The organism is Lactococcus cremoris subsp. cremoris KW2, assembly GCF_000468955.1.
In the GTDB taxonomy this organism is placed as follows: domain Bacteria; phylum Bacillota; class Bacilli; order Lactobacillales; family Streptococcaceae; genus Lactococcus; species Lactococcus cremoris.
The window spans coordinates 1,660,560-1,685,697 of record NC_022369.1; the positions used below are offsets into that span (position 1 = coordinate 1,660,560).

The 25,138-nt window shown below is 36.1% G+C and carries 19 protein-coding genes; 1 reads left to right on the forward strand and 18 read right to left on the reverse strand.

What is annotated here, in order from left to right:
• Positions 1 to 66 precede the first annotated feature (66 nt).
• Both KW2_RS07850 and KW2_RS07855 read right to left on the reverse strand, forming a co-directional pair.
• The gene (locus tag KW2_RS07850) at positions 67 to 3,144 is read right to left on the reverse strand and encodes a leucine-rich repeat protein (protein WP_021037573.1); all 3,078 of its coding nucleotides are present in this window, start codon (positions 3,142 to 3,144) and stop codon (positions 67 to 69) included.
• 48 nt (positions 3,145 to 3,192) lie between these two features.
• Positions 3,193 to 4,905 carry a ribonuclease J gene (locus KW2_RS07855; RefSeq protein ID WP_011834838.1) on the reverse strand — a complete coding sequence of 571 codons (1,713 nt, stop codon included), beginning with the start codon at positions 4,903 to 4,905 and terminating at the stop codon, positions 3,193 to 3,195.
• A 349-nt stretch (positions 4,906 to 5,254) separates the two neighbouring features.
• On the opposite strand from KW2_RS07855, the gene KW2_RS07860 reads away from it, so the two are divergent.
• Positions 5,255 to 5,926: an MgtC/SapB family protein gene (locus KW2_RS07860; protein WP_021037574.1), complete on the forward strand. Its 672-nt coding sequence runs from the start codon at positions 5,255 to 5,257 to the stop codon at positions 5,924 to 5,926.
• 39 nt (positions 5,927 to 5,965) lie between these two features.
• Here the strand turns inward: KW2_RS07860 and dapA are convergent, their stop codons facing one another.
• The 16 genes from dapA to KW2_RS07940 all read right to left on the reverse strand — a co-directional run bounded on the left by dapA (position 5,966) and on the right by KW2_RS07940 (position 25,009).
• Positions 5,966 to 6,859 carry a 4-hydroxy-tetrahydrodipicolinate synthase gene (gene dapA / locus KW2_RS07865; protein ID WP_021037575.1) on the reverse strand — a complete coding sequence of 298 codons (894 nt, stop codon included), beginning with the start codon at positions 6,857 to 6,859 and terminating at the stop codon, positions 5,966 to 5,968.
• Positions 6,860 to 7,187: 328 nt separating this feature from the next.
• Positions 7,188 to 7,643, reverse strand: coding sequence for an NUDIX hydrolase (locus tag KW2_RS07870; RefSeq protein ID WP_021037576.1), 456 nt, complete (start codon positions 7,641 to 7,643; stop codon positions 7,188 to 7,190).
• A gap of 9 nt (positions 7,644 to 7,652) precedes the next feature.
• Positions 7,653 to 8,729 carry an aspartate-semialdehyde dehydrogenase gene (locus KW2_RS07875; protein ID WP_021037577.1) on the reverse strand — a complete coding sequence of 359 codons (1,077 nt, stop codon included), beginning with the start codon at positions 8,727 to 8,729 and terminating at the stop codon, positions 7,653 to 7,655.
• A gap of 95 nt (positions 8,730 to 8,824) precedes the next feature.
• Entirely contained in the window at positions 8,825 to 9,688 is an 864-nt protein-coding gene (locus KW2_RS07880) for an MIP/aquaporin family protein (RefSeq protein ID WP_011834832.1), read from the reverse strand.
• Between the two features lie 348 nt (positions 9,689 to 10,036).
• The gene (locus KW2_RS07885) at positions 10,037 to 10,288 is read right to left on the reverse strand and encodes a hypothetical protein (protein WP_011676663.1); all 252 of its coding nucleotides are present in this window, start codon (positions 10,286 to 10,288) and stop codon (positions 10,037 to 10,039) included.
• A gap of 167 nt (positions 10,289 to 10,455) precedes the next feature.
• Positions 10,456 to 12,432 (reverse strand): transketolase, encoded by a 1,977-nt coding sequence (tkt, locus tag KW2_RS07890; protein ID WP_021037578.1) that lies wholly within the window; start codon positions 12,430 to 12,432, stop codon positions 10,456 to 10,458.
• Between the two features lie 166 nt (positions 12,433 to 12,598).
• On the reverse strand, positions 12,599 to 13,999 hold the full coding sequence (locus tag KW2_RS07895; RefSeq protein WP_021037579.1) for a PTS ascorbate transporter subunit IIC: 1,401 nt from the start codon (positions 13,997 to 13,999) through the stop codon (positions 12,599 to 12,601).
• Between the two features lie 52 nt (positions 14,000 to 14,051).
• Entirely contained in the window at positions 14,052 to 14,351 is a 300-nt protein-coding gene (locus KW2_RS07900) for a PTS sugar transporter subunit IIB (RefSeq protein WP_021037580.1), read from the reverse strand.
• 1 nt (position 14,352) lies between these two features.
• Positions 14,353 to 16,293: a BglG family transcription antiterminator gene (locus KW2_RS07905; RefSeq protein ID WP_021037581.1), complete on the reverse strand. Its 1,941-nt coding sequence runs from the start codon at positions 16,291 to 16,293 to the stop codon at positions 14,353 to 14,355.
• Positions 16,294 to 16,466: 173 nt separating this feature from the next.
• A complete protein-coding gene (locus KW2_RS07910; RefSeq protein WP_021037582.1) occupies positions 16,467 to 17,108 on the reverse strand; it encodes a bifunctional 4-hydroxy-2-oxoglutarate aldolase/2-dehydro-3-deoxy-phosphogluconate aldolase in 642 nt (213 codons plus the stop codon).
• 2 nt (positions 17,109 to 17,110) lie between these two features.
• On the reverse strand, positions 17,111 to 18,061 hold the full coding sequence (locus KW2_RS07915; RefSeq protein WP_021037583.1) for a sugar kinase: 951 nt from the start codon (positions 18,059 to 18,061) through the stop codon (positions 17,111 to 17,113).
• Entirely contained in the window at positions 18,058 to 19,476 is a 1,419-nt protein-coding gene (gene uxaC, locus KW2_RS07920; protein ID WP_021037584.1) for a glucuronate isomerase, read from the reverse strand. The genes KW2_RS07915 and uxaC overlap by 4 nt, the downstream gene beginning before the upstream one ends.
• A 12-nt stretch (positions 19,477 to 19,488) precedes the next feature.
• Positions 19,489 to 20,370 (reverse strand): aldose 1-epimerase family protein, encoded by an 882-nt coding sequence (locus KW2_RS07925; RefSeq protein ID WP_021037585.1) that lies wholly within the window; start codon positions 20,368 to 20,370, stop codon positions 19,489 to 19,491.
• A gap of 59 nt (positions 20,371 to 20,429) precedes the next feature.
• Positions 20,430 to 21,956 (reverse strand): MFS transporter, encoded by a 1,527-nt coding sequence (locus KW2_RS07930; RefSeq protein ID WP_021037586.1) that lies wholly within the window; start codon positions 21,954 to 21,956, stop codon positions 20,430 to 20,432.
• A 185-nt stretch (positions 21,957 to 22,141) separates the two neighbouring features.
• Complete coding sequence (gene uxuA / locus KW2_RS07935; RefSeq protein ID WP_041168650.1) at positions 22,142 to 23,218, reverse strand: mannonate dehydratase; 1,077 nt, start codon at positions 23,216 to 23,218, stop codon at positions 22,142 to 22,144.
• Positions 23,219 to 23,374: 156 nt separating this feature from the next.
• On the reverse strand, positions 23,375 to 25,009 hold the full coding sequence (locus KW2_RS07940; RefSeq protein WP_021037588.1) for a mannitol dehydrogenase family protein: 1,635 nt from the start codon (positions 25,007 to 25,009) through the stop codon (positions 23,375 to 23,377).
• Positions 25,010 to 25,138: the final 129 nt, after the last annotated feature.

Consider the following 25,138-nt stretch of genomic DNA (forward strand, 5'->3'; position numbering starts at 1 on the left):
AATTCTATTTTTTACAATTACTTCATTATAACATTTCTTTACTTAAATTTGAATACATCTAAAGTTTTAGTTATTACCTTTTTTTCTCTTTTTGAAAAATATAATGAACCATCCTATAGCACTTCCAATGATTATTATTAAAAGACTAATGAAAAGCTTAATTTTTGAATTATTTTTACTTAGTACATTAGTGTTACTTAGTTTATGATTATCACTAATTATCGCGCCAGCTTCTTCTCTTTCAGAAAACAATTTATCTCGATTTTCTATATTGAATTGTCCTTCCTGGTTCAAATTATCACTATCACTCTTACTTGAAATATCCGAATTTTGAGTGCTAGAATCAGGAGTTGTCAAAGTCATTTCGCTCTTTTCCACTGCAATCCTGTCAAAGTCAGGACTTGTTTTCCAACTTTCATCCTCATTTTGATTTTGCTTATCTTTAGCTATTAATTTTACATTACTGATTTTATCTGAATCTAAAGCTAGCGGTAAATCTTTCGAAAGTTGTGACTGACTCTTTTGGACCTCTTTATTGAACTTTAATATTTTTTTAATTATTCCTTGGTCAATGTTCGCTGAATCTATCGGACTGTTTTTTAGTATAGGCAGAATTTCTTTCAAATTCTGAGCCGGATTTTGTTCTGTTAAGTGTGAATTTGAATCCTCTGGCTCGACTTTATTAATCGTATTTTTTTCAGGTAAATTAGGCAATATTTGTAAAATGTTTTGTGGACTGGCTGCTTTATCACTGCTCTCCTGACTATTTGCTGGAGCATTTGGAAGCTGTTTGCCTGAATCAGCTGACTTATCAGGTGACTCTTTTAGTGGCTTTTCATCAACTAGTTGGTTTTTATCCAATTCTTTTGATAAATTTGCAGTAGCAGATTTATTAGAATCAACTTTACTTTGAGCTGATATAGCTATTGTTTCTTCTGTATCTTTTCTACTTTCGGTAATTTTATTAATAACACTTGTGTTCGTAGTTGGACTTCCTTCTGACTCAAAAGTTGGGGCAGATTGGTCCGTTTTGATTTCTGAACTTGAACTAGTTTTTTTGTCAGTCAGTGATTCTGGACTAGAACTTCCATCAGAACTATTGGTTAGGGCAGAATCCGGTTTTGAACTTTCTGTAGTTGAACCTGTTTGGGATGATTTTTCATTACTAGTTTCTACAGTTATTGATGGAGCATTTTCTTCTGTCTTTAAATCTTTCTCTTGGTTTGTTGATAAGTCTGAACTAGAATTACTAGCTGACTTGTCAGTAGCTTCAGAAGAGAGTGAGTTTGAGGTCGAATTTTCTGTATTTGAACTTATTGGGGCTGTTTCTGAGTCGATACCTTCTGATGGGATTGTGGTGGTGGTAGTGGTACTCGAATTTTTCTCTTGGTATGTTGGTAAGTTTGAACTAGAATTACTAGCTGAATTGTCAGTAACTTCAGAAGAGGGGGAGTTTGAAGTTGAGGTTTCTGTATTTGAACTTATTGGGGCTGTTTCTGAGTCGATACCTTTTGATGGGATTGTGGTGGTGGTAGTTGTACTCGAATTTGTCTCTCGGTTTGTTGGTAAGTCTGAACTAGAATTACTAGCTGAATTGTCGGTAGCTTCAGAAGAGGGGGAGTTTGAAGTTGAGGTTTCTGTATTTGAAGTTATTGGGGCTATTTCTGATCCTTTGATTATCTCTGGAGGAGTGGTCTGAGGAGTTTCAGTTTTTGGGTTTAGATTTGTACTAGCCGATACATCTGAACCTGAACTATTACTAGCATTATCAACTATATCTGGGGAAGATAATATAGGACTTGTATTTTCATTAGCTTGAGCACTGGAATCATTCCCTGAATTACTGGGATCTACCGATGTTGAAGAAGCGAGTGAACTATTGTTAGCTTCTTGGTTCAAGACGGTTCCCTCATTTTCTGATGTATTTAGGGCTGAATTATTATCAGGATTATCAGTTTCCTCGGAAGAGGGTAGGGTTGAGTTTTCAACATTTGAAGTTTTTGGAACTGAACTGGTCGAATCTAAACTAGAATCATTTTGTTCATTAGAAGCTGAATCCATTGATAAATCTGAGTCTAAACCATTAGCGGGATCCTCATTCGAGTTGGAGCCTAAAGAACTGGAATCAGACTCTGAATTAGGTTCTAAATTTTCATCTTGATTAGGTAAAGTTGTTGTTGAATCGTTGGAGGAACTATTATCAGAAGCATCAGTCAATTTTTGATCAGACAAACCCGACTGTTCAGTTACTTCATCTGAAATTGCTGCATCTGTGCTCGGATTATTTGGGTTATTATTTGTAGAATTTGAACTTTCAGTATTTGTCCAACTTTTTTCCAAAATTCCATTACTATCTACTATAATTGTTCGAATGCCACTTGTTGGTAAATCAGTTAATTGTCCAAAAAGAGGACTAACTTTATTAAAGGCATCATCAGCTAAACTCACTCCATTTCCCAAGGTCAAAAAGCAAACAGGACTTCCTGAAAATGCTGTCGAATCAACTGTTGTCAGTGAGTCAGCATCAAATGTGATTGAACTTATTTGATTGCTTTGAAATGCTTTAGGCATGATTTCAGTTACATTTGGTCCAAAAGAAAGTTCGGTCAGATTATTATTAGCAAAGGCTCTCGTTGCAATCTTAACGACTGAATTTGGAAATATGATACTGGTCAAAGCATTCCCAGCAAAAGCATCTGTTTTTATGTTTTGGACACTTTGTCCCAAAACAACTTCTGTTAAAGCATTTTTATAATAATCTGAATAGGCAGCCGTTGTTTGAAAGGCACTTGTATTAATGTCCACAACATTATTTCCAATAATAACCGAATGAATTCCTGTATTTGAAAATGCATAAGTTCCGATTGAAGTTACAGCGTAGGTTTGACCGTTACTTACAACTACATCTGGAATGATAATATCAGCACCGGCCGAACCAGAAAATGACGTAACCTCGGCAGTTTTTGCTACTGAATCCAAACTGTAAGTAACTTGCTGAGCATCTGTATAGGTGATTTTCGCACTCGCCGCTTCTACTGATGAATCTAACACTACTTGCTGATTGATGACAGAAGGACTCATGATAGCTGTCAGTAATCCTACTCCAACGGTCATTGTAATTTTCTTAATCGATTTTTTTGACATAAAAAACCTCCTAACTTTCTATACGAAAAAAAGGAGATTTTGTAACTTTTATTTTTTATTATGATTTTTTTTGGTGTAACGTTTGTTTAAATCTTGAGGTTGACGGGCTTCCATCACGACTGGAAGAATCACCGGTTTACGTTTTGTTTGCTCATATAAGAATTTACCAAGAGCATCACGAATTGAACCTTTAATTTCTGCCCAATCAAATTCTTTACCTGCAAGATATTTGTCAACTGTTTCATTTACTAACTCACCAGCTTCACGCATCAAGTCACGCGATGTTTTAACATAAACAAAACCACGAGTATGAACACGAGATTTGCTGACAATTTTGCGTTCTGTCTTAGAAATCGTGATAACCGCAATGAAAATTCCATCTTCTGACAAGACTTTACGGTCACGTAAAACAACTGAACCGATATCTCCAACTCCTGAACCATCAATCATAACATTTTCAGCTTGAATGACTCCAGCAGGAACCATGTCTCCATTTTCCAAACTTACGGTTTCACCGCGTTTGGCAATAAAGATATGCTCTGGCAAAATATCCATTTCCATAGCTAAATCAGCATGAGCACTAAGTTCACGGTATTCACCTTGGATTGGAATCAAGTTTTTTGGACGGAAGATATCAAGAAGAAATTGTAAGTCGCGGGCATTAGCATGACCAGATATTTTCAAATCTGAAGCCAACATTTTCATGACACCACCAGCTTTATAGATTTCATTTTCAATACGAGCAATCGTTGTTTCATAAGAGACAGATGGACTTGTCACAGCAAGGACTAAATCTCCATCTTTAATTTTAACGTATTTATGACGGCGATGAGCCATATCTCCCAATGCTTTGAGAGGCTCACCCATTCGTCCTGTTTCTAAAATAACTAATTCATTATCAGCAAATTTTTTGATTTCAGCTGGTTTAATGATTGATTTTTTATCAACAATTTGTAATTTATTAAGACGAGTTGCTGTTTCAATAATTTGGTCCATGTCCTCACCAGTAAAGGCGACACGACGACCGAGCTTGATTGCTGCATCAATCGTTTGTTGAATTCGTCCTAAGTTACCTGCGTTACAAGCAATAATGACCCGACCTTCATTGTCATCAATGTGGTCATAAATTTTTTCATAAATTTCATGTTCACTGGCAGATTGCATTGTTGACAAAGCATTCGGTGATGATGAAAGCAAGGCAAGAACGCCACTATTTCCAATTTCCGCTAAGCGACGCATATTTGTACGGTAACCTTTGGCAACTGCTGGGTCAAAACGGAAATCACCTGTATAAACAATGTTCCCGTCAGTTGTTGAGATGACAATTCCTAAACTTTCTGGAATCGTATGTGTCGTTGAGAAGAAAGAAATCACTGCTTTACCAAAGTCAATTTCTGTATCTTCAGTGACAACATGAAAATCATTAAACTTACGGCTGTCAGCATAATTTTTTACATTAATTTTTGCAAGTTCAATTGTCAATTCTGAACCGAATACAGGAACTTTTAATTCAGAAACAATATAAGGCAAAGCGCCAATAGAGTCCGCGTGCCCATGGGTTAAGAAAATTCCAGCTACGCGGTCAGCATTTTCTAAAAGATATGTAATATCAGGAATAACAAAATCAACACCAAGTTGATCCATTTCAGCGTATTTAAGCCCTGCATCAAGCACAAAAATTTGCTCTTCAACTTCAACCAAATACATGTTTTTACCAAATTCACGTACACCACCTAATGGGGTGATTTTAATATTAGACATAAAAACCTTTCTTGTCAGTGTAATTTATAATTTTTTCGATATAAAAAGAATCTGTAAGTTATTGACAAATTCTGTCAGTAAATTTACAGTTCTGTTTTTTGCAATTTCCTTGCCTTATTCACTCTCGAAATCGGTCGAGTGGGACAAGCGATATTGAAAAGATAACTCTAATGAGAATTAAAATAAAAGAGATTGGCATTCCAATCTCTACCGAGAATACACTAATATAAGTTTAACCCAAAGCAAGCAAAAAAGCAAGTCTGTTTCATTTTTTATGAGTCTTCCTTTTTTTCTAATTAAAATAGCGATATAATGGAAAGTAAGTTTTAAACTACAAGGAGGAAATTTTATGCAGATTACTTTCTTAACACAAATGGATTGGTTGATTCGTCTAATCCTAGCCGGAATTTGCGGATATGCGATTGGTTACGAAAGAAATAGTCGTTCAAAAAATGCGGGAATCCGGACCCATTTAATTGTTGCCTTAAGTGCTGCTTTGATGATTATTGTCTCCAAATACGGATTTATGGACATCATTAGCACTCATGGGGTCAGTCTGGACCCTTCCAGAATAGCTGCTCAAATTGTTAGTGGTATTGGTTTCTTAGGAGCAGGGATGATTTTTGTTCACAATCAATCGGTAAATGGTTTAACGACTGCCGCTGGGATTTGGGCGACTTCGGGTATCGGAATGGCAATCGGTTCTGGCTTATATTTTATAGGTATTGTTGCCACTTTACTCATCTTGCTCTTTCAAATTATTTTACATCAGAATTATCGTTGGATAAAATCAGCAACAAGTGACCATCTTATTCTTCAGTTGGAAAACCTTGAAGGACTTCAACTTCTTCAAAATCAATTAAAAGATGATCAGGTCAAAATTCTCAGTTTAAAAGTTGAAAAGAAATCAAATAATTGTTTGAGAGTTGATTTATATTTGAAGTTACCTAAAAATTATGAAATCACTTCAATTCTAAACTTATTAGAAACAAACGGCAAAATTAAGTCAATTGAATACTGACAAGAATATTTTAATAAAAAAATACCTTTAAAGGTATTTTTAATTTTCAATTTGTTCAATAATTATTTTTGCTTCCTGATCAGTACAAGCGACAAGTGGTAAGCGTAATCCTCCAACTGCATAACCTTTATTGTTCAAGACTGTTTTAATTGGTGCTGGACTTGTCACACTAAAGAGCGCATTGATTTTTGGTAATATTTTTCTTTGAATAGCCGCGGCCTCTTGAATCGAGCCATGGTCTATTTCAGCAAACATTTCAAAAAATTCTTGCCCCAAGATATGGCTGGCAACCGAGATGACTCCTTGCCCTCCTAGAGCTTTCGCATGAAAAGCTAAGCCATCTTCTCCAGTGTAAACAAGAAAATCTTCTGGTACATTCTCAATAAGATAAGCTAGGTTGTCAGTACTTGTACACTCTTTAACTGCAATTACATTTTCCAACTGGGCCAAACGTAAAATTGTATCTGGTAGAATTTCAGTCACTACTCGTCCTGGAATATTATACAAAATAATTGGCAAATCACTGGCAGTAGCAATTGCTTTAAAATGCTGATAAATACCTTCTTGGGAAGGTTTATTGTAATAAGGAGTCACCGCTAGTCCTGCATCAATATAGCCTAATTTTGCAACTTCTTTTATGAACTCAACTGAATCCCGAGTATCATTAGTTCCTATGCCGGCAATCAAAGGAACCCGTCCATCTACGAGCTGATTAATTGAGGCAAAAATTTCTAATTCTTCATCATGCGTGAGCGTTGGCGATTCGGCTGTCGTTCCTGCTAAAATAAGCCCTTCTGTATGACTGGCAAGCAAATCCTCAACAAGTTTTGGAAATGCTTCAAAATTAATTTGGCCATTTTCTTTAAAGGGTGTCACTAAAGCCGTGATAATTCGTGCTTTTTTTAATTTTTCAATTGTTTCTTTTGCTGACATGTCTTCTCCTTTTGGGTGAGCTTATTGATAAGCTTCTGTCAAGAGGTCAAAAAGAACCTCTTTTTATGCAAAAGAGGTTCTCAAAAGTTCGTCAAAAATAATTTTGATTAGCTCCCCCTTCTGTCAGTACTGACAGAAAGACAGTCTGTAGGATTTAACCATACAGCCCAAGAAAAATTCTGTGACAATTTTTCTTTCGGCAAAGAACGCCGCCATCAGTTTCAATGCGTCCACCGCTCCACTAATTTTTTCGTCTTTGCAACCTCTAATTTTGTTTGATTCATTATAGCATACTTTAGTAAATAAGGTCAAAAATATTATTTCATCGTTACTCTTTGGAAATTTTTCGAATAAAATCTTCAATAACACGTCGATTTGGCTCATGAATATTTTTAGGGATCTCAGTAATTTCAAACCACTTGAGTTGCTTGACCTCCTCATTTTGTGGTCTTAAATCACCTACAAAATCACGGCAAATATAGTAAATCCCTGGCATATAAACTTGGTCTTCATTTGGATACGTGATAAAGCGGTCTTGACCCGAATAAATCCCTAAAAGCTCAAGATTTCCCGCTTTTAATCCTGTTTCTTCGAGTAACTCTCGGCGAGCAGTCTCTTCAAGTTTTTCACCAACCTCAATTCCTCCGGCATGTAAACCCCATTTACCATTATCTTTTCGTTCTTGTAAAAGAATTTTCCCATCATCATAAACAATGACGCCAGCTCCAATATAAATTAATAGATCATGCCCAATTTTCTTACGGATATCACTGACATAGCTCATTTAAATACCTTATTTCAATTCAAATTTTAATTCTTTAGTTGGTCTAACCAAGCCACGTTCATGCAACGTTTCGGCAATTTGGACAGAATTCCAAGCAGCTCCTTTGAGTAAATTGTCAGAAACTACCCAAAGATGAATCCCATTGGCTGCATCCAAATCACGACGAATACGGCCCACAAAAGTTTCACGACGACCAACTGAATTAATGGCTTGTGGATAAATTTGATGTGCGACATCATCTTCCAAGATCGCCCCTGGGAACTCAGAAATTAGACGCTTGACCTCAGCAATATCTGCTTCTTTTTTCGTTTCAACATAAACTGATTCAGAATGACCATAGAGAACTGGAATTCTGACACAAGTTGCCGAAACCGCAATTGAATCATCTTCCATGATTTTCTTGGTTTCATTGGTCATTTTCATTTCTTCATAAGTATAATCATTGTCAGTAAAAACATCAATTTGTGCAAGGGCATTATAAGCAATCGGATAATGCTTTTTATCACCAGCAGATGGTAAAATTTCTGCTGACAATTCTGTCAGTGCTTTTCCATCAAGAGCTTCTTGAAGTTCACGATTAGTTTCATTAATTGCGGACTGACCAGCACCAGATACTGCTTGATAAGTACTGACAATCACACGTTCAAGGCCATAAGCACGACGAATTGGCTCTAAAGCAATCATCATTTGAATTGTTGAACAATTAGGACAAGCAATAATTCCATTATGTTGTTCAAGTGCATGTGCATTAACTTCTGGAACAACTAGAGGAACATTAGGATTTTGACGGAAAAACGATGTATTATCCACAACTACCGCTCCAGCTTTTACAGCATAAGGGGCAAACTTTTCAGAAACCGAACCTCCAGCTGAAAACAGAGCGATATCAATGCCTTCAAAACTGTCCTCAGTTAACTCTTCTATGACAAGCTCTTGACCTTTGAACTCTACAATTTTACCCGCCGAACGTTTACTGGCAAGTGCACGTACGGTTTCTATTGGAAGAGTAGATTTTTCTAATTGCTCAAGCATTCTTGTTCCTACGGCACCAGTAGCCCCAACGACCGCGATATTATATTGTGTCATAATTGTCTGTCCTTTTCAGTAAATTATAATCATTATAGCGCTTTTAAGTTCTAAGGGCAAGAAAAAATCTGCCTATCAGACAGATTTTTTTCATTTTATTTAAACATGAGTTTAAATACTGTAGCTGCAATTACTGCACCAACGATTGTGGCAACCACTGGAACCCAAGCATACCACCATTTAGCGTCTTTATTTTCACCAACAACTGATTGTGGCAAGAAGCTATAAACGATACGAGGACCAAGGTCACGTGCTGGATTCAATGCTGCACCAGTTGGTCCACCAAATGCTGTAACCAAACCAACAAACATTAAACCAATGGCAAGGGCACCAACCATTTTAGATGATGAAGCGCCTGAAACAGAAGCCCAAATTTGGCTAAGTGTACCACTAGAAGTGATATCTGCACCTTGTTGTTGAGCGTAACTTGTCATCCATTTGATTGATTCTGAGCCAAAGAAGTTCGTTGTAAAACTGAGAATTCCAAAAACAAATACAAACATTCCGATTACTTCATTGACAAAACCGTTGAAAATTGCTTTTCCACGATTTGAACCATCATCCAAAGCGTTAGTTGTGGCAAAGGCGCCTAAAGAAATTGCTCCGTCATTAGTTTTAGCAAAGTATTCTTTGTAAATCGCTACGACGAGTAACTGACCAATAATTGCACCAATAAGTTGAGCCAAGATATATTGCGCAACATGAGCCCAAGGGAATAGACCAGCTGAAGCAAGTCCAAGTGTAATTGCTGGGTTAATATGAGCCCCTGAAACATTTGCAAAAGCAAGAACAGGAACTAGAATCGCAATTCCGTATCCCCAAGCGATTGCAAGGCCACCCATGCCCTCATTTTTAGAGCCTTTGAGGGTTACTCCCGCAATTGTACCATTACCAAGCAAAACGAGAAGCATAGTTCCCAATCCCTCAGCAATATATTTTGTCATCCATGAAACATCCATGATAGTTTCCTTTCTATTTTTAAAAATACATAAAAGATGTGACACTATAAGTTTATCATATTTTTCTTAACTCTTGCTAATAATAACATTGCAAAATACAATTATAGTGTTAAAAAATTCTTTAGCAGAAACATTTTTAGTCTAGTTAACTTTCAATAAATAAAATCACAAAAAAAAGCCCTTTTACAAGGGCTTTTTAAGGCACTAAAAGTGTGTCAAAAAGGTTCACACATTTTGACAAATGCTCACGCTTCCTGCGCGGAAAACTCAATTTCCCAGCACTCCTTAGCTTCGAAATTCTACAAAAGTAGAATTATTCGACTCATCGCATAAACCTATTCTATCATATTAATTCAAATGAAACAAGAAGGCAAGCAATATTGAGCCTGAACCCACAAAACTTATAACACAAATAGCAAATCTTATTGTAAAAATAGATACGCCATTATTCTGATAAGACTTTCTTGTCCGTTTTCCTCGATAAACAAACAAGGAGATCACTGACAGAGCTGTCAGTAAATATTGAATCAGTTGGTTTTGACCATACATAAAATTCAAAAGCGAGCCCCCACCCGCAAGAATTGCAAGTAAAATTCCCATATTTAAAACCTATAATTTTCCTTTATTTTTCTTGACAAATAATTTTCGTCAGCAATTTTTACTGATCGTTTTATCAAAATAGAACCCTCAGTAAATTTTATCAGTAATAAATGTTACTGACAAACAAATAAGCCTTGACATCTGTCAAAGCTTATTTTATAGATTACTCAATCTAAAGATTGATATACTTTAATTACATTTTCAGCGGTAAATCCGTAAGCCGGAAGAACGATATTTGCTGGTGCCGAAGCGCCCCAAGTGTCTACTGTGACTGTTGCACCATCAAGTCCAACATATTTACCCCAACCGTAACTTGTTCCAGCTTCAATCGCTAAACGACGTCTAACTGATTTAGGTAAAATTTCTTCGCGATAGTCTGCTGACTGTTCGTCAAAGATATTCATTGAAGGCATTGAAACAACACGAATACCAGAACCTAAAGTCTTCTTCGCTTCAAGAGCCAATGCTACTTCTGAACCAGTGGCAATGATGATTCCTTCAAGTTTTCCTTCTTCTTTTGAAAGAATATAAGCCCCACGATTCAGACCTTCTTCAGCCAATTCATAAGTATCAGGTAAAACTGGAAGATTTTGACGAGTCAAAATAAGTGCGGTTGGACGGCTTTTACTTGAAGCAGCACGACGCCATGCAGCCACTACTTCATTTCCATCAGCTGGACGAATCACATCCAAATTCGGAATTGAACGAACAGAAGCCAGTTGTTCGACAGGTTCATGAGTTGGTCCATCTTCACCGACAGCAATCGAATCATGTGTCCAGACATAAGTAACTGGCAAGCTTTGTAAAGCAGCCATCCGAACAGAAGGAAGCATATAGTTTGAGAAGACAAAGAATGTTCCACCATAAACACGAGTTCCACCATGCAAAGCAATTCCGTTCATAATGGCACCCATTGCAAATTCACGTACACCGAACCAAATATTACGTCCAACATAGTTATCTGGCATGAAGTCTTCTTCAACTTTAACCATTGTATTATTTGAAGCTGAAAGGTCAGCAGACCCTCCCCAGAGATTTGGCATTTGAGCAGATAGTTCTTGAATGGCTTCTTGGGAAGTCACACGACTTGCTTTACTTGTTTCCTTTTCATGTTTGGTCAAAGTAAGCTCTGGTGTTTCATTTTCAAAAGCTTTTACATATTGTTCAGCAAGCTCAGGATATTTTTCAGAATAATCATCAAAAGTGCTACGCCATACTTGCTCCATCGCTTCACCACGCGCAACTGTTGTTTCTAAAAAGCGTTTTGATACTTCTTCAGGAACTGTAAATTCTGGATAATCCCAACCATAAGCTTTCTTAGCAAAAGCTACACCGTCAGCTCCAAGAGGGGCTCCGTGAACTGCTGAAGTTCCTTGTTTTTCAGCACCAAAACCAATGACTGTTTTAACTTCAATAATTGTTGGTTTAGATTTTTCAGCTTTAGCCACTTCGACAGCTGCAGCAATTTCTTCCAAATCATTACCATCTTTTACCAATAAATGTTGCCAGCCATATGATTCAAAACGTTTTTGAATATCATCAATAAATGACATAGATAAATCACCATCAAGAGAGATATTATTTGAATCATAGAAAAGAATCAATTTACCAAGTTTCAATTTACCTGCAAGTGAAGCTGCTTCTTGTGAAACACCTTCCATTAAATCACCATCACCATTTAAGGCATAAGTATAATGGTCAACAATATCAAAACCAGGTTTATTATATTGTGCAGCTAAATGTGCTTCAGCCATTGCCATTCCAACAGCATTGGCAATTCCTTGTCCCAAAGGACCTGTTGTTGCTTCGACACCATCTGTATGGTTAACTTCTGGATGTCCTGGTGTTTTTGATTGCCATTGACGGAAACCTTTTAAATCATCAGTCGTTACATTATATCCTGCCAAGTGTAACAAACTATATAACATTGCAGAACCATGACCAGCCGACAAGACAAAACGGTCACGATTTGACCATTTACGACTCGTTTTTGGATTTACATTAAGAAACTTGCTCCAAAGTACATAAGCCATTGGGGCAGAGCCCATTGGAAGTCCAGGATGTCCTGAATTTGCTTTTTGAATCGCATCTAATGATAGAGTACGAATCGTATTTACAGCCAATTGATCAGTAGTATCAAACATAAGATTTCTCCATATTTTTTATTTATACTCACATTATAACACAAGTTAGAAACGGTTTTCATTCTCCGAAATTAAAATCTTTTTCTTTTTTTAGTTTTTATATGAAAATCTTTTTAATTTTGGTGGGAAGGCTTGTTATTGCTTGGTTTATGAGAATATAAATTTTTTACAATAATTTATTCGATTTATTTAATTTTTTAGAATGAAGTCTATCTCTCCTGTTCAAAATTAAGCTAGTTATTAAAACAATTGCCAAGAAAGCTAAAATAAAGACAATCAATAGCCCTGAACCAGCTTTTCCCATTACTCCTAGTAAGCCTCCTGATACAATATAATCAGAATCAGCAAAGGTCGAAGACGCGTCTGCCCCAAATGAACCTAAAGCAGGCAAAATTAATAGTGGACCCCAAGCTAATAGTAATCCATTTGCGATTGAGCCGATAATCGCCCCACGTAGACCACCAAAAGCATTGCCATAAACACCAGCTGCTCCTCCACAAAAGAAAATGCCAACAACCCCAGGAATAATTACCGTTGTTCCTAAGCCAAGCATTATTAGCATAGAAATAACTCCAACAATAAAGGAGACAAAAAATCCTATTAAAACCGCATTTGGTGCATAAGGAAATACTATCGGAACATCAAGCGCTGGTTTAGAATTTGGGACAAGTTTTTTAGCAATCCCTTGGAAGGCCGGAATAATTTCTGACAAAATCATCCGAACTCCTTGGAGCACCACCACAAAACCTGCAGCGAAAGTTCCTGCTTGAGTAATCGCATATACAATATAATTAGTTCCAGCTGACAATGAGGAACTTTCGACAAAACGTGGACCAGCAATTAGAGCTAAACCTACATAGACAACCATCATTACTAGAGAAATAGAAACAGTAGAATCTCTCAAAAATCCCAGGTTTTTAGGAATATTCAATTTTTCAGTTGATTTTTCTGGGTCTTTATTCCCTAATTTTTCTCCCAAATAGCCAGAAAGTGCGTAACCCATATTTCCAGTATGGCCCATTGCAACCCCATCATTTCCCGTGATTTTACGCATGTAGCGTTGAGTTAGTGCGGGTGTAATTGTCAGTAAAGTTCCTTCAAATATTCCACCTAACAAGATTGTTAACCAACCATTACCTAGTCCAGCTGAAATAAGGACAACAGCAGACATTGTTGAAACATAAAGCATGGCTTGACCTGTCAAGAAAATATATTTAAATCTTGTAAAACGTGCAAGTATCACATTCACAATAAAACCTACAATCATAATTAAGGCAGCTGGAGTGCCATATTTTACTAAGGCTAAAGCAACCACCGCTTCATTTGATGGTACAACTCCTTTAGCATTAAATACATGTTGAAACATCGTTGCAAAGGGATTTAGCGAGGTAACTAAAATTCCGGCTCCACCCGTCAACACTAAAAATCCGGCAAATGTTTTGATTGAGCCTTGGATAACTGCAGTGGCAGCTTTTTTTTGCAAAATCAAACCCAACATGGCAATTAATCCAACTAAAAGCGCTGGAGTCGTTGCCACTGATACAATAAAGTTTAAAATCCCGTTCATTTTTTTCTCCTCTAGTCTGTTTATATCCTAATTAGACCTGATTTATTATCTCTTATTGATGAGGAATATTATTTTCAGCAAGAACTTTATAAAGTCCTTCACGCGCGACTTCTTTATCAATAATTGAACTGAGTGGAATAATTTTTTCCTCAGGAATATTGGGTAGGGCAGAAACTAAGGTTGCCTCAACAAAAAAATAATCTGCACTATCTGGTGTCGCTGAACCAACATCCATATGTTCCAGTTCAAAATTATCAATATTTACTCCCGATTCTTCTAATAATGACTGAATGTTCATTTGAACCATAAAACTCGTTCCTAATCCTGATTGACATACACATGCAAATTTCATATTATTTTTCTCCTTCTTCTTCTAAAAGTATTTGTTCAACTTCTGCTGCATTTGTTGCTGCAAGTAACTGACTCAAGCATTCTTTATTTGATAATATCTTAGTAAGTGTTGATAAAGCTCTAAGATGGGTCTCATTATCAATGGCTGCTAAAACAATAAAAAGTTTAATTTCATGCTTTACATCATCCATCAGTTTTACGGGATGTTCACATCTTAGAAATGACATTCCTAATTTTTGGACTCCTTCCTCTGGACGAGCATGAGGAAGAGCGATTCCTAATCCTAAGTCAATATAAGGACCGAAAGCCTCTACTTTATCAATAATAGCTTTGATATAACGCTCTTCAATTTCATGTTTATCAAGAAGGGGTTGCGCGGCTAGTTCAATTGCTTCTTGCCAGCTTAATTCTTTATTGGTAAATCTTATTTTTTCTTTTGTAAGTAAATCTGTTAGCATAACTCCTGATAGTTTCCCTTCTTTTCTTGTACGATTTAACTTTTTTTCAATAATCTTTATTAAATCTTGTCTATTTACTGGGGCTTTTATAATAATATAAGGTTCTATTGAATCTAAAATAGTTTGAGCAGATGGTTTTGCAAAGCCTGGGAGCTGAAAATCTTGCAAAACTTGATTATAGAGTTTATTTTCTTCACGTTGGTCTGGGAAAGCGGACATAAGATAAACTTTTTTGTCTGATTTTAGAGGAACTGTCGAAAAAATAATATCGTATGAATTTATAGGTAATTTTTCAAAATGAGAGACCCGAGCACTTAAAATAAATTCCATTGTTGGAAATAAACTCTCTAATCTTTTTTGCATAATTAAGCTTGAACTAATACCATTCACACAGAGTACGATTGCTTTTAATGACTGCCCTGAGTACTTGTTTTTATAAATCTCTCCACCAAATAAAATCACAAAATATGCCTTCTCAGATTCTGAAATTTCACCAACCTCATCTTTTAATGGACGAAGGGCGTTATCCATCAATAAAAACAAGGAGTGATACTCATTTTTTATTCGTTCAAGCAAGACATTTTTCAATTCAAAATGATTTCTTATTCGATAATATGCAGGAGTTAGATGAGCTAATAGTGCCATAAAGGTCTTTGTGAAATCATCAAATTCAATTGCAGCTAGTTTCATAACATTTTCCATGATGTTAAAAGCCATTCGGTATAAACCATTATCTTGCCCAATTGCACTTTTACCGTCTGACATCCCAATAATTAATGATTTGAGTAAGTCATTAATGTTTTCACTATTCTTTTCGAAAGTTCTATGCCTTAAGAGACATGCAAACAGTAATGTCGAAAGATAGCGACTATAAACAATCTCAATCTGTAGCTCTTGCATCATCTTTTTCAATAGCTGATTATTCTTAAAAATAGTTAATGGTTTTTTATCATTTAAAACTTTTGATAAGATATAAAATCCTGAGTCCTCAGATAAATTTTGTAAAAAGTACCAAGCCTTCTCCTGCAACATTTTCTCCTCAAAATTAAGGTAAAATCCTTTTTTTCTTGAATATTCAACCTGAATATTTTCGCTCATTAGCTCCTCTCTTAGTTTTTTTAAATCACTTAAAATCGTATTTTTACTTACTTGAAGATAGGTTTGAAAGAGAGCTATTGAAAGTGGCGTTTTATTAATAAAAATGAGTAAATAAATTAATGACCGCCTTTCAACTTCTGTTAAAATAAATGTCTTTTGATTAATAGAATATCGAGTTTCTTCAAAATTTTCTACTTTATCAGGAATTGCTAAGAGTCCATTTTTATATTCCAATTTTTTTAAACTTTGTTTTTCTAATTTTTGATTAAATTCCTCCAGCATTCGATAAAATTTTTCTTTGTCAAGATTAGTGACCTCCAGTATCCGCTCTAATTTCCATAATTTATGATTTGAAAAAAAGAGAATGTCTAAATCATAATTAATCATAGAAACGCTCCCTTGTATTTTTTATTATAACTCAATTATTTTATCAAAATATAGCGCTTACAGTCCAAATTACTTTTGCTAAATAAAAATAATTGGACTGAACTGTAGAAAATAAAAAAACTCCAAAATTTGAAGTTTTTTATTATTCAGAGGGAAAAATCAATAGCTAAACCTTATTTCTTAGCTGCCTTAAAAGCTGCCATAAATTTCTTAGCATTTTCAGTGACCATCCCATAATCGTTGGTGACTGCGGGAGCCGTGACTCCACCTCCTGCGCTAACAGCTACTGCTCCTGCTGCGAACCAATCAGCAACATTATCGACATTTACCCCTCCTGACGGAAGGATATTAATATAAGGAAATGGGCCTTTTAAATCTTTAATCATTTTAGGACCCGTAATATCTCCTGGGAAGAGCTTAATTAACTCTGAACCGTATTCTAAAGCATTTTGCGCTTCAAGTGGGGTTAAAACACCCGGAACATAAGGAATTTGATAGAGGTTGCAAATTTTTGCGACTTCTTTATTAAAACTTGGACTGACAATGAATTGAGCCCCAGCAACGATAGCCAAACGGGCAGAGGTTGGATCTAATACTGTTCCAGCGCCAATCACTACTTCTGTTCCAATATATTTAGCTACCAAATCAGAAATAACCTCGTTGGCTCGAGGAACCGAGTAAGTCAACTCAATTGATGTGATTCCTCCAGAGACAACGGCTTCTACAATCTTTAGTGCCTTTTCACCACTTTCGGCTCGGACAACCGAGACGACTCCTGATTCAATCACTTTATTTAATAATTCTGCTCTTTGCATGATTACTTCTCCTTATAAAATGCTTCTAATTCTTCTTTTGTGGGATAACCTTCACTATCTCCTGAACTTTGAACCGCTAAGGCCCCAACCGCACAGGCTCGTTTGACGGCTTCTTTTAGTGTTTTCCCTTCAAGTAAAGCAGACTCCAGACCAACAGCGAAACCATCTCCGGCTCCAACAGTATCAATAACCTTTGTCACTTTGAATCCTGAGAGGGTAAATGATTCTCCACTTTTCAATTTTGCAAAGGCACCTTCAGCCCCCAATTTGACAACAACAGTTTTTGTTAGAGGACTCTGCTTGAGATAGAAATCTGCAATTTTTTCTGGTTCAGATGAACCGGTCAAGATTTCGCCTTCATTTATTCCTGGCAGAATGATTTGACTTCGCTTTGCTAAATCATTGATTGTTCTTATCATTTTTTCTTGATTATCCCAAAGTACAGGTCGTAAATTAGGGTCAAAAATGGTTAAAATATTTGCTTCATTTAACTTTTGATTGAATGCTTGAAAAGTTTTTAAACTGGTCTTAGAAAGGGCAGGAAAAATTCCTGAAAGATGGGCAATTTTTATCTCTGATAAATCTATTGTTTCTAGTTCAGAACTAGATAAATTAGCGGTGGCAGAGTTTTTGCGATAATAATCGACAGTCGGGTCGCCATCACTCACTTTTTGTTTCAAATAAAAACCTGTTGAGTAGTTTTTGTCTTTGGTTAAATAGGAATCGTCAATTTTAGCCTTTTTTATTGATTCAATAATAAAATTTCCAAATGAATCATCACCAACTTTAGAAATATAAGTTGCTTCATGTCCTAAACGACTCATTCCAATCGCAACATTTAACTCAGCCCCTGCTAGAAATTTGCTAAAATGGTCCGCTGCTTCTAAGCTTATATCCTGATTTTCTGAGGCGAGAACGACTAAGGGCTCACCAATGGTTATAAATTCGCTCATTGCTTAGAATCCTCATTTTTAAAGAAGCCAAAGTAGTCATGAACATTGTTATAACTTATATCTTCAATCATTTTTCCGACAAGTGCTTCATCATCGGGAATTCTGCCACTTTCAATCAGTTGTCCAACAAAATTACAGAGGACTCGACGGAAGTATTCATGACGTGGATAACTTAAAAAGCTCCGTGAATCTGTCAGCATTCCGACAAAATTGGGCAGTAAGCTTTGTGAAGCAAAAATTTCGAGTTGTTTTTCCATTCCTTTGGCTGTATCATTGAACCACCAACCAGCTCCCAGTTGCAATTGTTGAACACCTTCACCTTGGAAACAGCCAATCAGTGTCGCTAATTCAAGCCAATCATTTTGATTAAGTGAATAGAGTATCGTTTTTGGTATAATTTCAAGTTCTGCTGCTTTGCTAAATAGTTTGGTTAGTTCTTCTGAAATGTTAGCTTGGGTCCCCATACTATCAAATCCAGTATTTTCGCCAATTTTCTGAAGAGCAGGACCATTGATTGAGCGGTTAACATTGACATGAAGTTGCATTGTCCAGTCAAATTTTTTATTTAATTTCATAATTTCAAGGATTAATGCTGTAATGTATTGATTGTATTCTAGGTCTGTTAAAGTTTGATTTTCTTTAGCTTTCTGAAGGATAGAATCTAAATCCACGTTTTTAGTTTCTGCAAAAGTATAAGTGGAAAGAGAGTGGTCAGACAAACGTCCACCGAGGCTTGTGAAAAATTCAAATCTTTGTTCAAGTGCCTTAATCATTGTCTTAAAGTCCTTGATTTTTATTCCAGAAACTGCTGACAGTTCCATCAGATATTCTGCAAAATGTCCGTCAGTAATGGAAATTAAATGGTCAGGCCTTAATGCTGGCAAAACCTTAAAATCTTTTTCTTCTTTGGCTAATGATTTATGATAAGAAAGCTTTGAAACAGGGTCATCTGTTGTACAGACGACTTTGACATTTGAATTTTTAATCAATGCGCGTGATCTGAAATCATCTGTTGCGAGCATTTGGTTGGCTTCGTCCCAAATTTCTTTTGCTGTTTCGCTTGAAATCAACTTATCAATATGGAAAAATCGTTTTAACTCCAGATGTGTCCATTCATAAATTGGATTTCCTAATGATTTTTCAAGCGTTTTTGCAAAAGCCAAAAACTTTTCGTAGTCATCACCATCGCCAGTAATCAATTTTTCAGGAATGCCATTCGCGCGAAGTAACCGCCATTTATAATGGTCTCCACCTAGCCAGATTTGAGTTAAATTTTCATATTTTTTGTTTTCATAAATTTCTGCTGGTTCAAGATGGCAATGATAATCAATAATTGGCATTTTTTCCGCATGTTTATGAAAGAGTAACTTAGCACTTTCATTATTTAGTAAAAAATCTTCTGATAAAAATTTCATGATTCTCCTTTATTATTTTCTATTAAAATTTAATTCAACTTCGTAAGTTTTAGACTCATTTGCTTTTAAGCTGATATTTCCTTCTTTTTGCAAGAGTTCTTGTTTCCGATTGACAATATCAGGCAAGCCTTGAAATGGCTCAATACAAAGATATGAAAGATTTTCATCTTCTTTTGTCCACAGGCAAAGATAAGGAAAATCCGCCATTTTCATAGTCAATTGATAGTCAGAGCTTTGTGAAAAAAGTTTCACTTGCTCAATTTTATTGTCAAAAATGACGAGTCCTTTTTCAAAGAATTTTCTTTCAAGTTGAAAATTACTGATAGACTTTGTAAGTTCTTTGACTTTTCCCGAGCGATAAGGAAAGGGATTTTTGACAATTTCAAATTGTTTTAAGCTCGTGTCCTGAGTCTCAAAAGCAAGTTGATAATCTTCAAAAGTTCCTGACAAGTTAAAAGCCGGGTGAAATCCCAAAGCAAAAGTCAACGATTTTACTGACAGGTTTTTGATATCAAATTTAATCTTCAATTTTTTACTGACCAATTGGTAAGTAACTTTAAATTCAAAATGAAAAGGGTAGGATTGATATGTTTCGTCGTTATCTTTAAATAACAAACTTAGCTGATCATCTTTTTGCTCAATAATTTCAAAGGAATAATCTGACGCAAATCCATGTTGCTGCATCGGGTAACTTTTCTGATCTAGCAAATATTCATCATCAGTTGAACGTCCAATGGCTGGAAATAAAATTGGGGCATGTTTGGGCCATTCAGAACCATTCCAAATAAAATCAAATTTATTTTCAGCATCAATCACATGTGTTAATTCGGCACCTTTGGGATTAATTTGGACAGTAAGTTCATTATTTTTCAGTGTTAATAATTGATTTTCCATCGTTTTTCTCCGATAAATTTACTGACAGAAGCTGTCAGTAAACTTTTAAGCGTTTGTCACTAAATATCTGCTTGGTCTGGCCAACATTTTTCATAGGGATGACCTGTCAGTAATTCAACGACTTGACGTGCTTCTAGTGTGACATCAGCTTTTGAGCCACCCTCTTCAAGGCGTTGTAGTTCAGCTTTCAAAATATCATGATTGGCACGATTAAGTTTGAAAGTACGAGCGGCAATCAAGGCGGCCACTAACAAGCCAATTGGAACAAAGATGAAAATCAACATAATCCCGTGTTGAATACCTAATGGCGTATTAGCATGAGTGGTCATTGTAGTTGAATTAAAGCCAATTTCTTCAAGAGCCCAACCAGCAATATATGTTGCAAGTGCCCCTGTTGATTTACGAAAGAAAGTCATAACAGAAGCATAAACGCCAGCCTTATCTCCATGTGTAAAAATTCGATCAACATCTGGAATGAAAGGGAAAACATTCCAAGGAGTAAATTCTAAAATTCCTCGTCCAAGTTGATAAATAATGGAAACAATCACAAGCATCCAAATTGGATTATTAATTCCTGTCAGATAAATGACTAAATAACCGAGCATGGCGACGATAATTGACAAATAACTCAAAGTGAATAAATATTTTGGACCGCGAGTGACCATCAATTTAACTGCCGCAATGGTTGATAGAATCCCAAATGCCGAGAGGGCTTGCAGGACCCAAGGAGCATTAGCAGATGTTCCAGACAATCCAATCACGATAAAAGTTGGAAGCAAAGTAGAATAGAAATCCTTTCCTGTAAATGATAGTAAATAAACTAATAAATGCTTCCTGAATGATTTGTTTTTGAAAGTCCCAAAGTAATCTGTCACTGTTTTTTTCATAAATCCTCCAAAACCAAGCCGTGGTTGAGCATCTAGCTCTGCTAGAAATTCTGGAGTTAGGGGACGTTCCCAACTTGCACGCCAAGAAGTGAAGATGGCAATGACAAAAATAACCGTCCAAGTAATTCCCGTATAAAGATAGGCATTAGGATTGTTAAATGATTTAAGTACAGCCAAGGTAAAGAAAACAATAGCCGTCCCAGTTGCCGAAATGAACATTCGGCTTCCTGAGAGAGTCGTTCTTTTTTTATAATCAGGCGTCATTTCCGTAGGCAAAGTTTCCCAAGGAATTAATATCATCGAAATCGCTACTTCAATAGCAACATAAACCCAAAGATAATATTGCCAACTACTAGTTGAAATCCAAAACATTGGAAATAAAATCGCAAATAATATTCCGCCGAGCGCAATAAAGAAATGACGTCGTCCATATTTTCGCCCTAATTTTGTCCGATAGAACCGGTCAGTAATTGCCCCAAAAAAGAGGGACCAGATGGCATCAATAATCCGACCAATTCCCAAAACTGCTCCTGTAAAAAGAGGACTAATTCCCTGTGAAAGAACAAAGACAAAGATGACGCCAGAAACAATGTTATTCCAGCCTCCGCCCATTAAATCGGTTAAGCCGTAAAGAAGACCACGCCTTGTATTAATTTCTTTTGGTGTGTAAACCCACGAAGTTTTTTGTTTTTCTGCCATTTTAAACAGATTCTCCTATTTTTATATTTTTGTCAGTGAAAATTGACAAATTTTTCCATAAACTTTGTTAAATTGTGAACTTTGTGAAACGCTTACTCCGTTGTTCTAAATTTAGCGGAGAAAAGTCTCCGCACATTTTTTTCACAAAAAGTTCTTTAAAATAGATTCCTTCATAAAATTTTTATTTACTGCTTATTTTTTTCAAGAGCCTCCCAAAGCCCATTAAGATAACTTGCCCCAAGTGCACGGTCATATAAGCCATAGCCTGGACGTCCTGTTTCTCCCCAAATCATTCGACCATGGTCTGGACGAATATATCCATCAAAACCATTATCATACATGGCTTTCAGTATTTTATACATATCAAGGGAACCATACTCCGACATATGAGGAGCTTCGTAAAAATCTTTTTCACCACTTGGCAAAAATTTGATATTTCGCACATGTGCAAAAGGAATTCGGTCTCTTTTGACAAATTCGGCCATAATTTCATAGACATTATTGGCTGGATCTTCGGCAATTGAACCGGTACAAAGCGTAATCGCGTTTGACGGACTATCTACGACATTACATATCCAATCTAAATCCTCACGATTTTTCACAACACGAGGGAGACCAAACATAGGATATGGTGGGTCATCTGGGTGAACCGCCATTTTAATTCCGACTTCTTCACAAGTGGGAATGATTGCTTTTAGAAAGTAGGCAAAGTTTTCGCGCAATTTATGCTCATCGACATTTTTGTAGGCTTCAAAGAGGTCTTTCACTTCTGACAATCTTTCTGGTTCCCAACCTGGGAGTGAAAAGCCACCATCGGCCGCTTGAACACGGTCAATAATTTCTTGAGGATTTTCTGGAATGTCCCCAGCAACAAAAGCCATCGTTTGCGAATTATCAGCTAAACGATAATCCAAATCTGATTTCAACCAGTCAAATACAGGCATGAAGTTATAACAAATGACCTCAATTCCAAATTCAGCAAGATTACGAATCGTTTCTTTATAGTTCTCAATATATTTATCACGAGTCGGTAGACCAATCTTGATATCATCATGAATATTGACAGATTCAATTACTTTTAAACTTAAACCTGCGGCTTCAATTTCCTCTTTAAGGGCCTTAATTCTCTCTTTGGGCCAAACTTCTCCTGCTGGAATATCCATAATCATTCCAACAACTCCTTTAACACCTGGAACTTGGGCAATTTCAGAAAGTTCTACCTTATCTGCATTTGAACCAAACCAACGCATTGTCATTTCCATTTTTATACATTGCAAATTCTGTCAGTGTCAGAATTTACTTTCCTTTCTTTTAATTGACTCATATTGTCAGTATTTTTTGCTGACAGCTCCTACATAAACTTTCTGTCAGTATTTTTTAAGTTTATTTTTACTGACAACTCATAATCTGAGCATCTGTCAGTAATTTTTCCCATGTTTTTTTAGAGCATTTTGTAGCGTCGCAAGTACAGCCCCTTTGCCTTGAATCATCTCTTCAAAGTAAGTCTCAATTTTTTCTGCTAAGCCCGTTTGATGCATCTCATGTGGGAAAATTTGATGATTAGATAAGATGGGTTCCAAAATTTCATGAATTTCTTTTTGACTACCATCTAATTTTACTTTGGTAAGATAACTTTGCAATTCTTCAAGAAGTGGGTCAGGACTTGGAGAAAAACTTTCTAACTCATCATTAATTCCGATTAAATAACGACACCAAGCTGCAATGACTAATGGAATAAATTCCAATTCTTTGACAGAAAATCTTGGGTTGGCAATATAGTGGCCAATCGTTACCCCATAGCGAACAGGAATTTTTTGTGACGTATCTGCCGCAATTCTCTGTGGTGTGTCTGGAATATTTTTATTTGGCAAACGCTTAGTTAATAACTGGTCAATAAACTCTGTCGGATTAATAATTTTCGGATTCTTAACCACAGGCAAAGCCTCACCATATCCCAAATTTTTAATAAGTGCTAACAAGTCTGGATTAGCAACTTCTTCCCAAATTGAATGATAATCTAACAAGCTTCCAAAAATTGCTAAAGCAGTATGAAGAGGATTCAAACAAGCTGTAACTTTCATCTGGTCAGCATCATTTACCGTTTCACGGTCAGTCAAAATAACTCCTGCTTTTTCTAAGGCAGGTCTCCCGTTTGGAAAGGCATCTTCAATCACCAAATAATGAACTTCTTCCGTATTGCCAAAAGGAGCGATATTTGTATGTTTTTGACTATGTAAAATTTCTGTATCCTCAAAACCATCAACTGTCAGTAATTCTGCTACTTTTTCAGACGGATTGGGAGTGATTCGGTCAATCATTGACCAAGGAAAACTTACTCTCTTAGGATTGATGAGATAATCATAGAAATCTTGTTCTACGATTTCATTTTCAACCCAAGCCTTAGCAATGGTCAAAATCGCTTCCTGCAATTTCAAACCATTTTCTGAAAAATTATCTGTACTGACCATGGCAATCGGAAATTTACCAGCTTTAAATCTTGCATAAAGGAGATAAGTAATTGCGCCCATATTGGTTTTGGGCTTACTTCTTCCTTGCATATCTTCAAGTGCCAAAGGCGTCAATTGATCTTTGGAATCACGAAGTGAATAACCTTTTTCTGTAATTGAAAAAGTTGTGAATTGCAAAGATGGATTTTCAAATACTTTTGTTAAATGGGCCCAACCTTCGGTATTTTCAGAATTAAAATAAAAACTTTCGGAAACAGAAGCAATTAATTCTTTATCAAAAGTTCCATCCGATTTCATTGTTACTGATAGAAAACGATTATCATAAGCATGATAGATTTTCTCAATGACCTCATCATCATAAGTTTCAGCAACAATAATCCCAGAGTTCAGTTCTCCTTGATTTAACAAGTCTTGCGCGACAACCGCATGAAAACATCTAAAAAGATTCCCTCCACCAAAATGAACCCAGACCGGATTATCTGTTGTTGATTCTGCGACTTTTCCTTGGTCAAACTTTGGAATATTAATCTTTGCCTGCGCAAATCTCTCGCTTTTTTCCAAGTAATTATCAAGCAATTTCACCATTATTTCTCCTTCAATCCAAAAGTGATATATCAGTTTCTCGTTTACAAAAACTAGTATATCACTTTTGAGAAACCGTTGTCAAGAATATATTAAAAAAAAAGACAATGTTTTACAGCATTGCCTTGATGA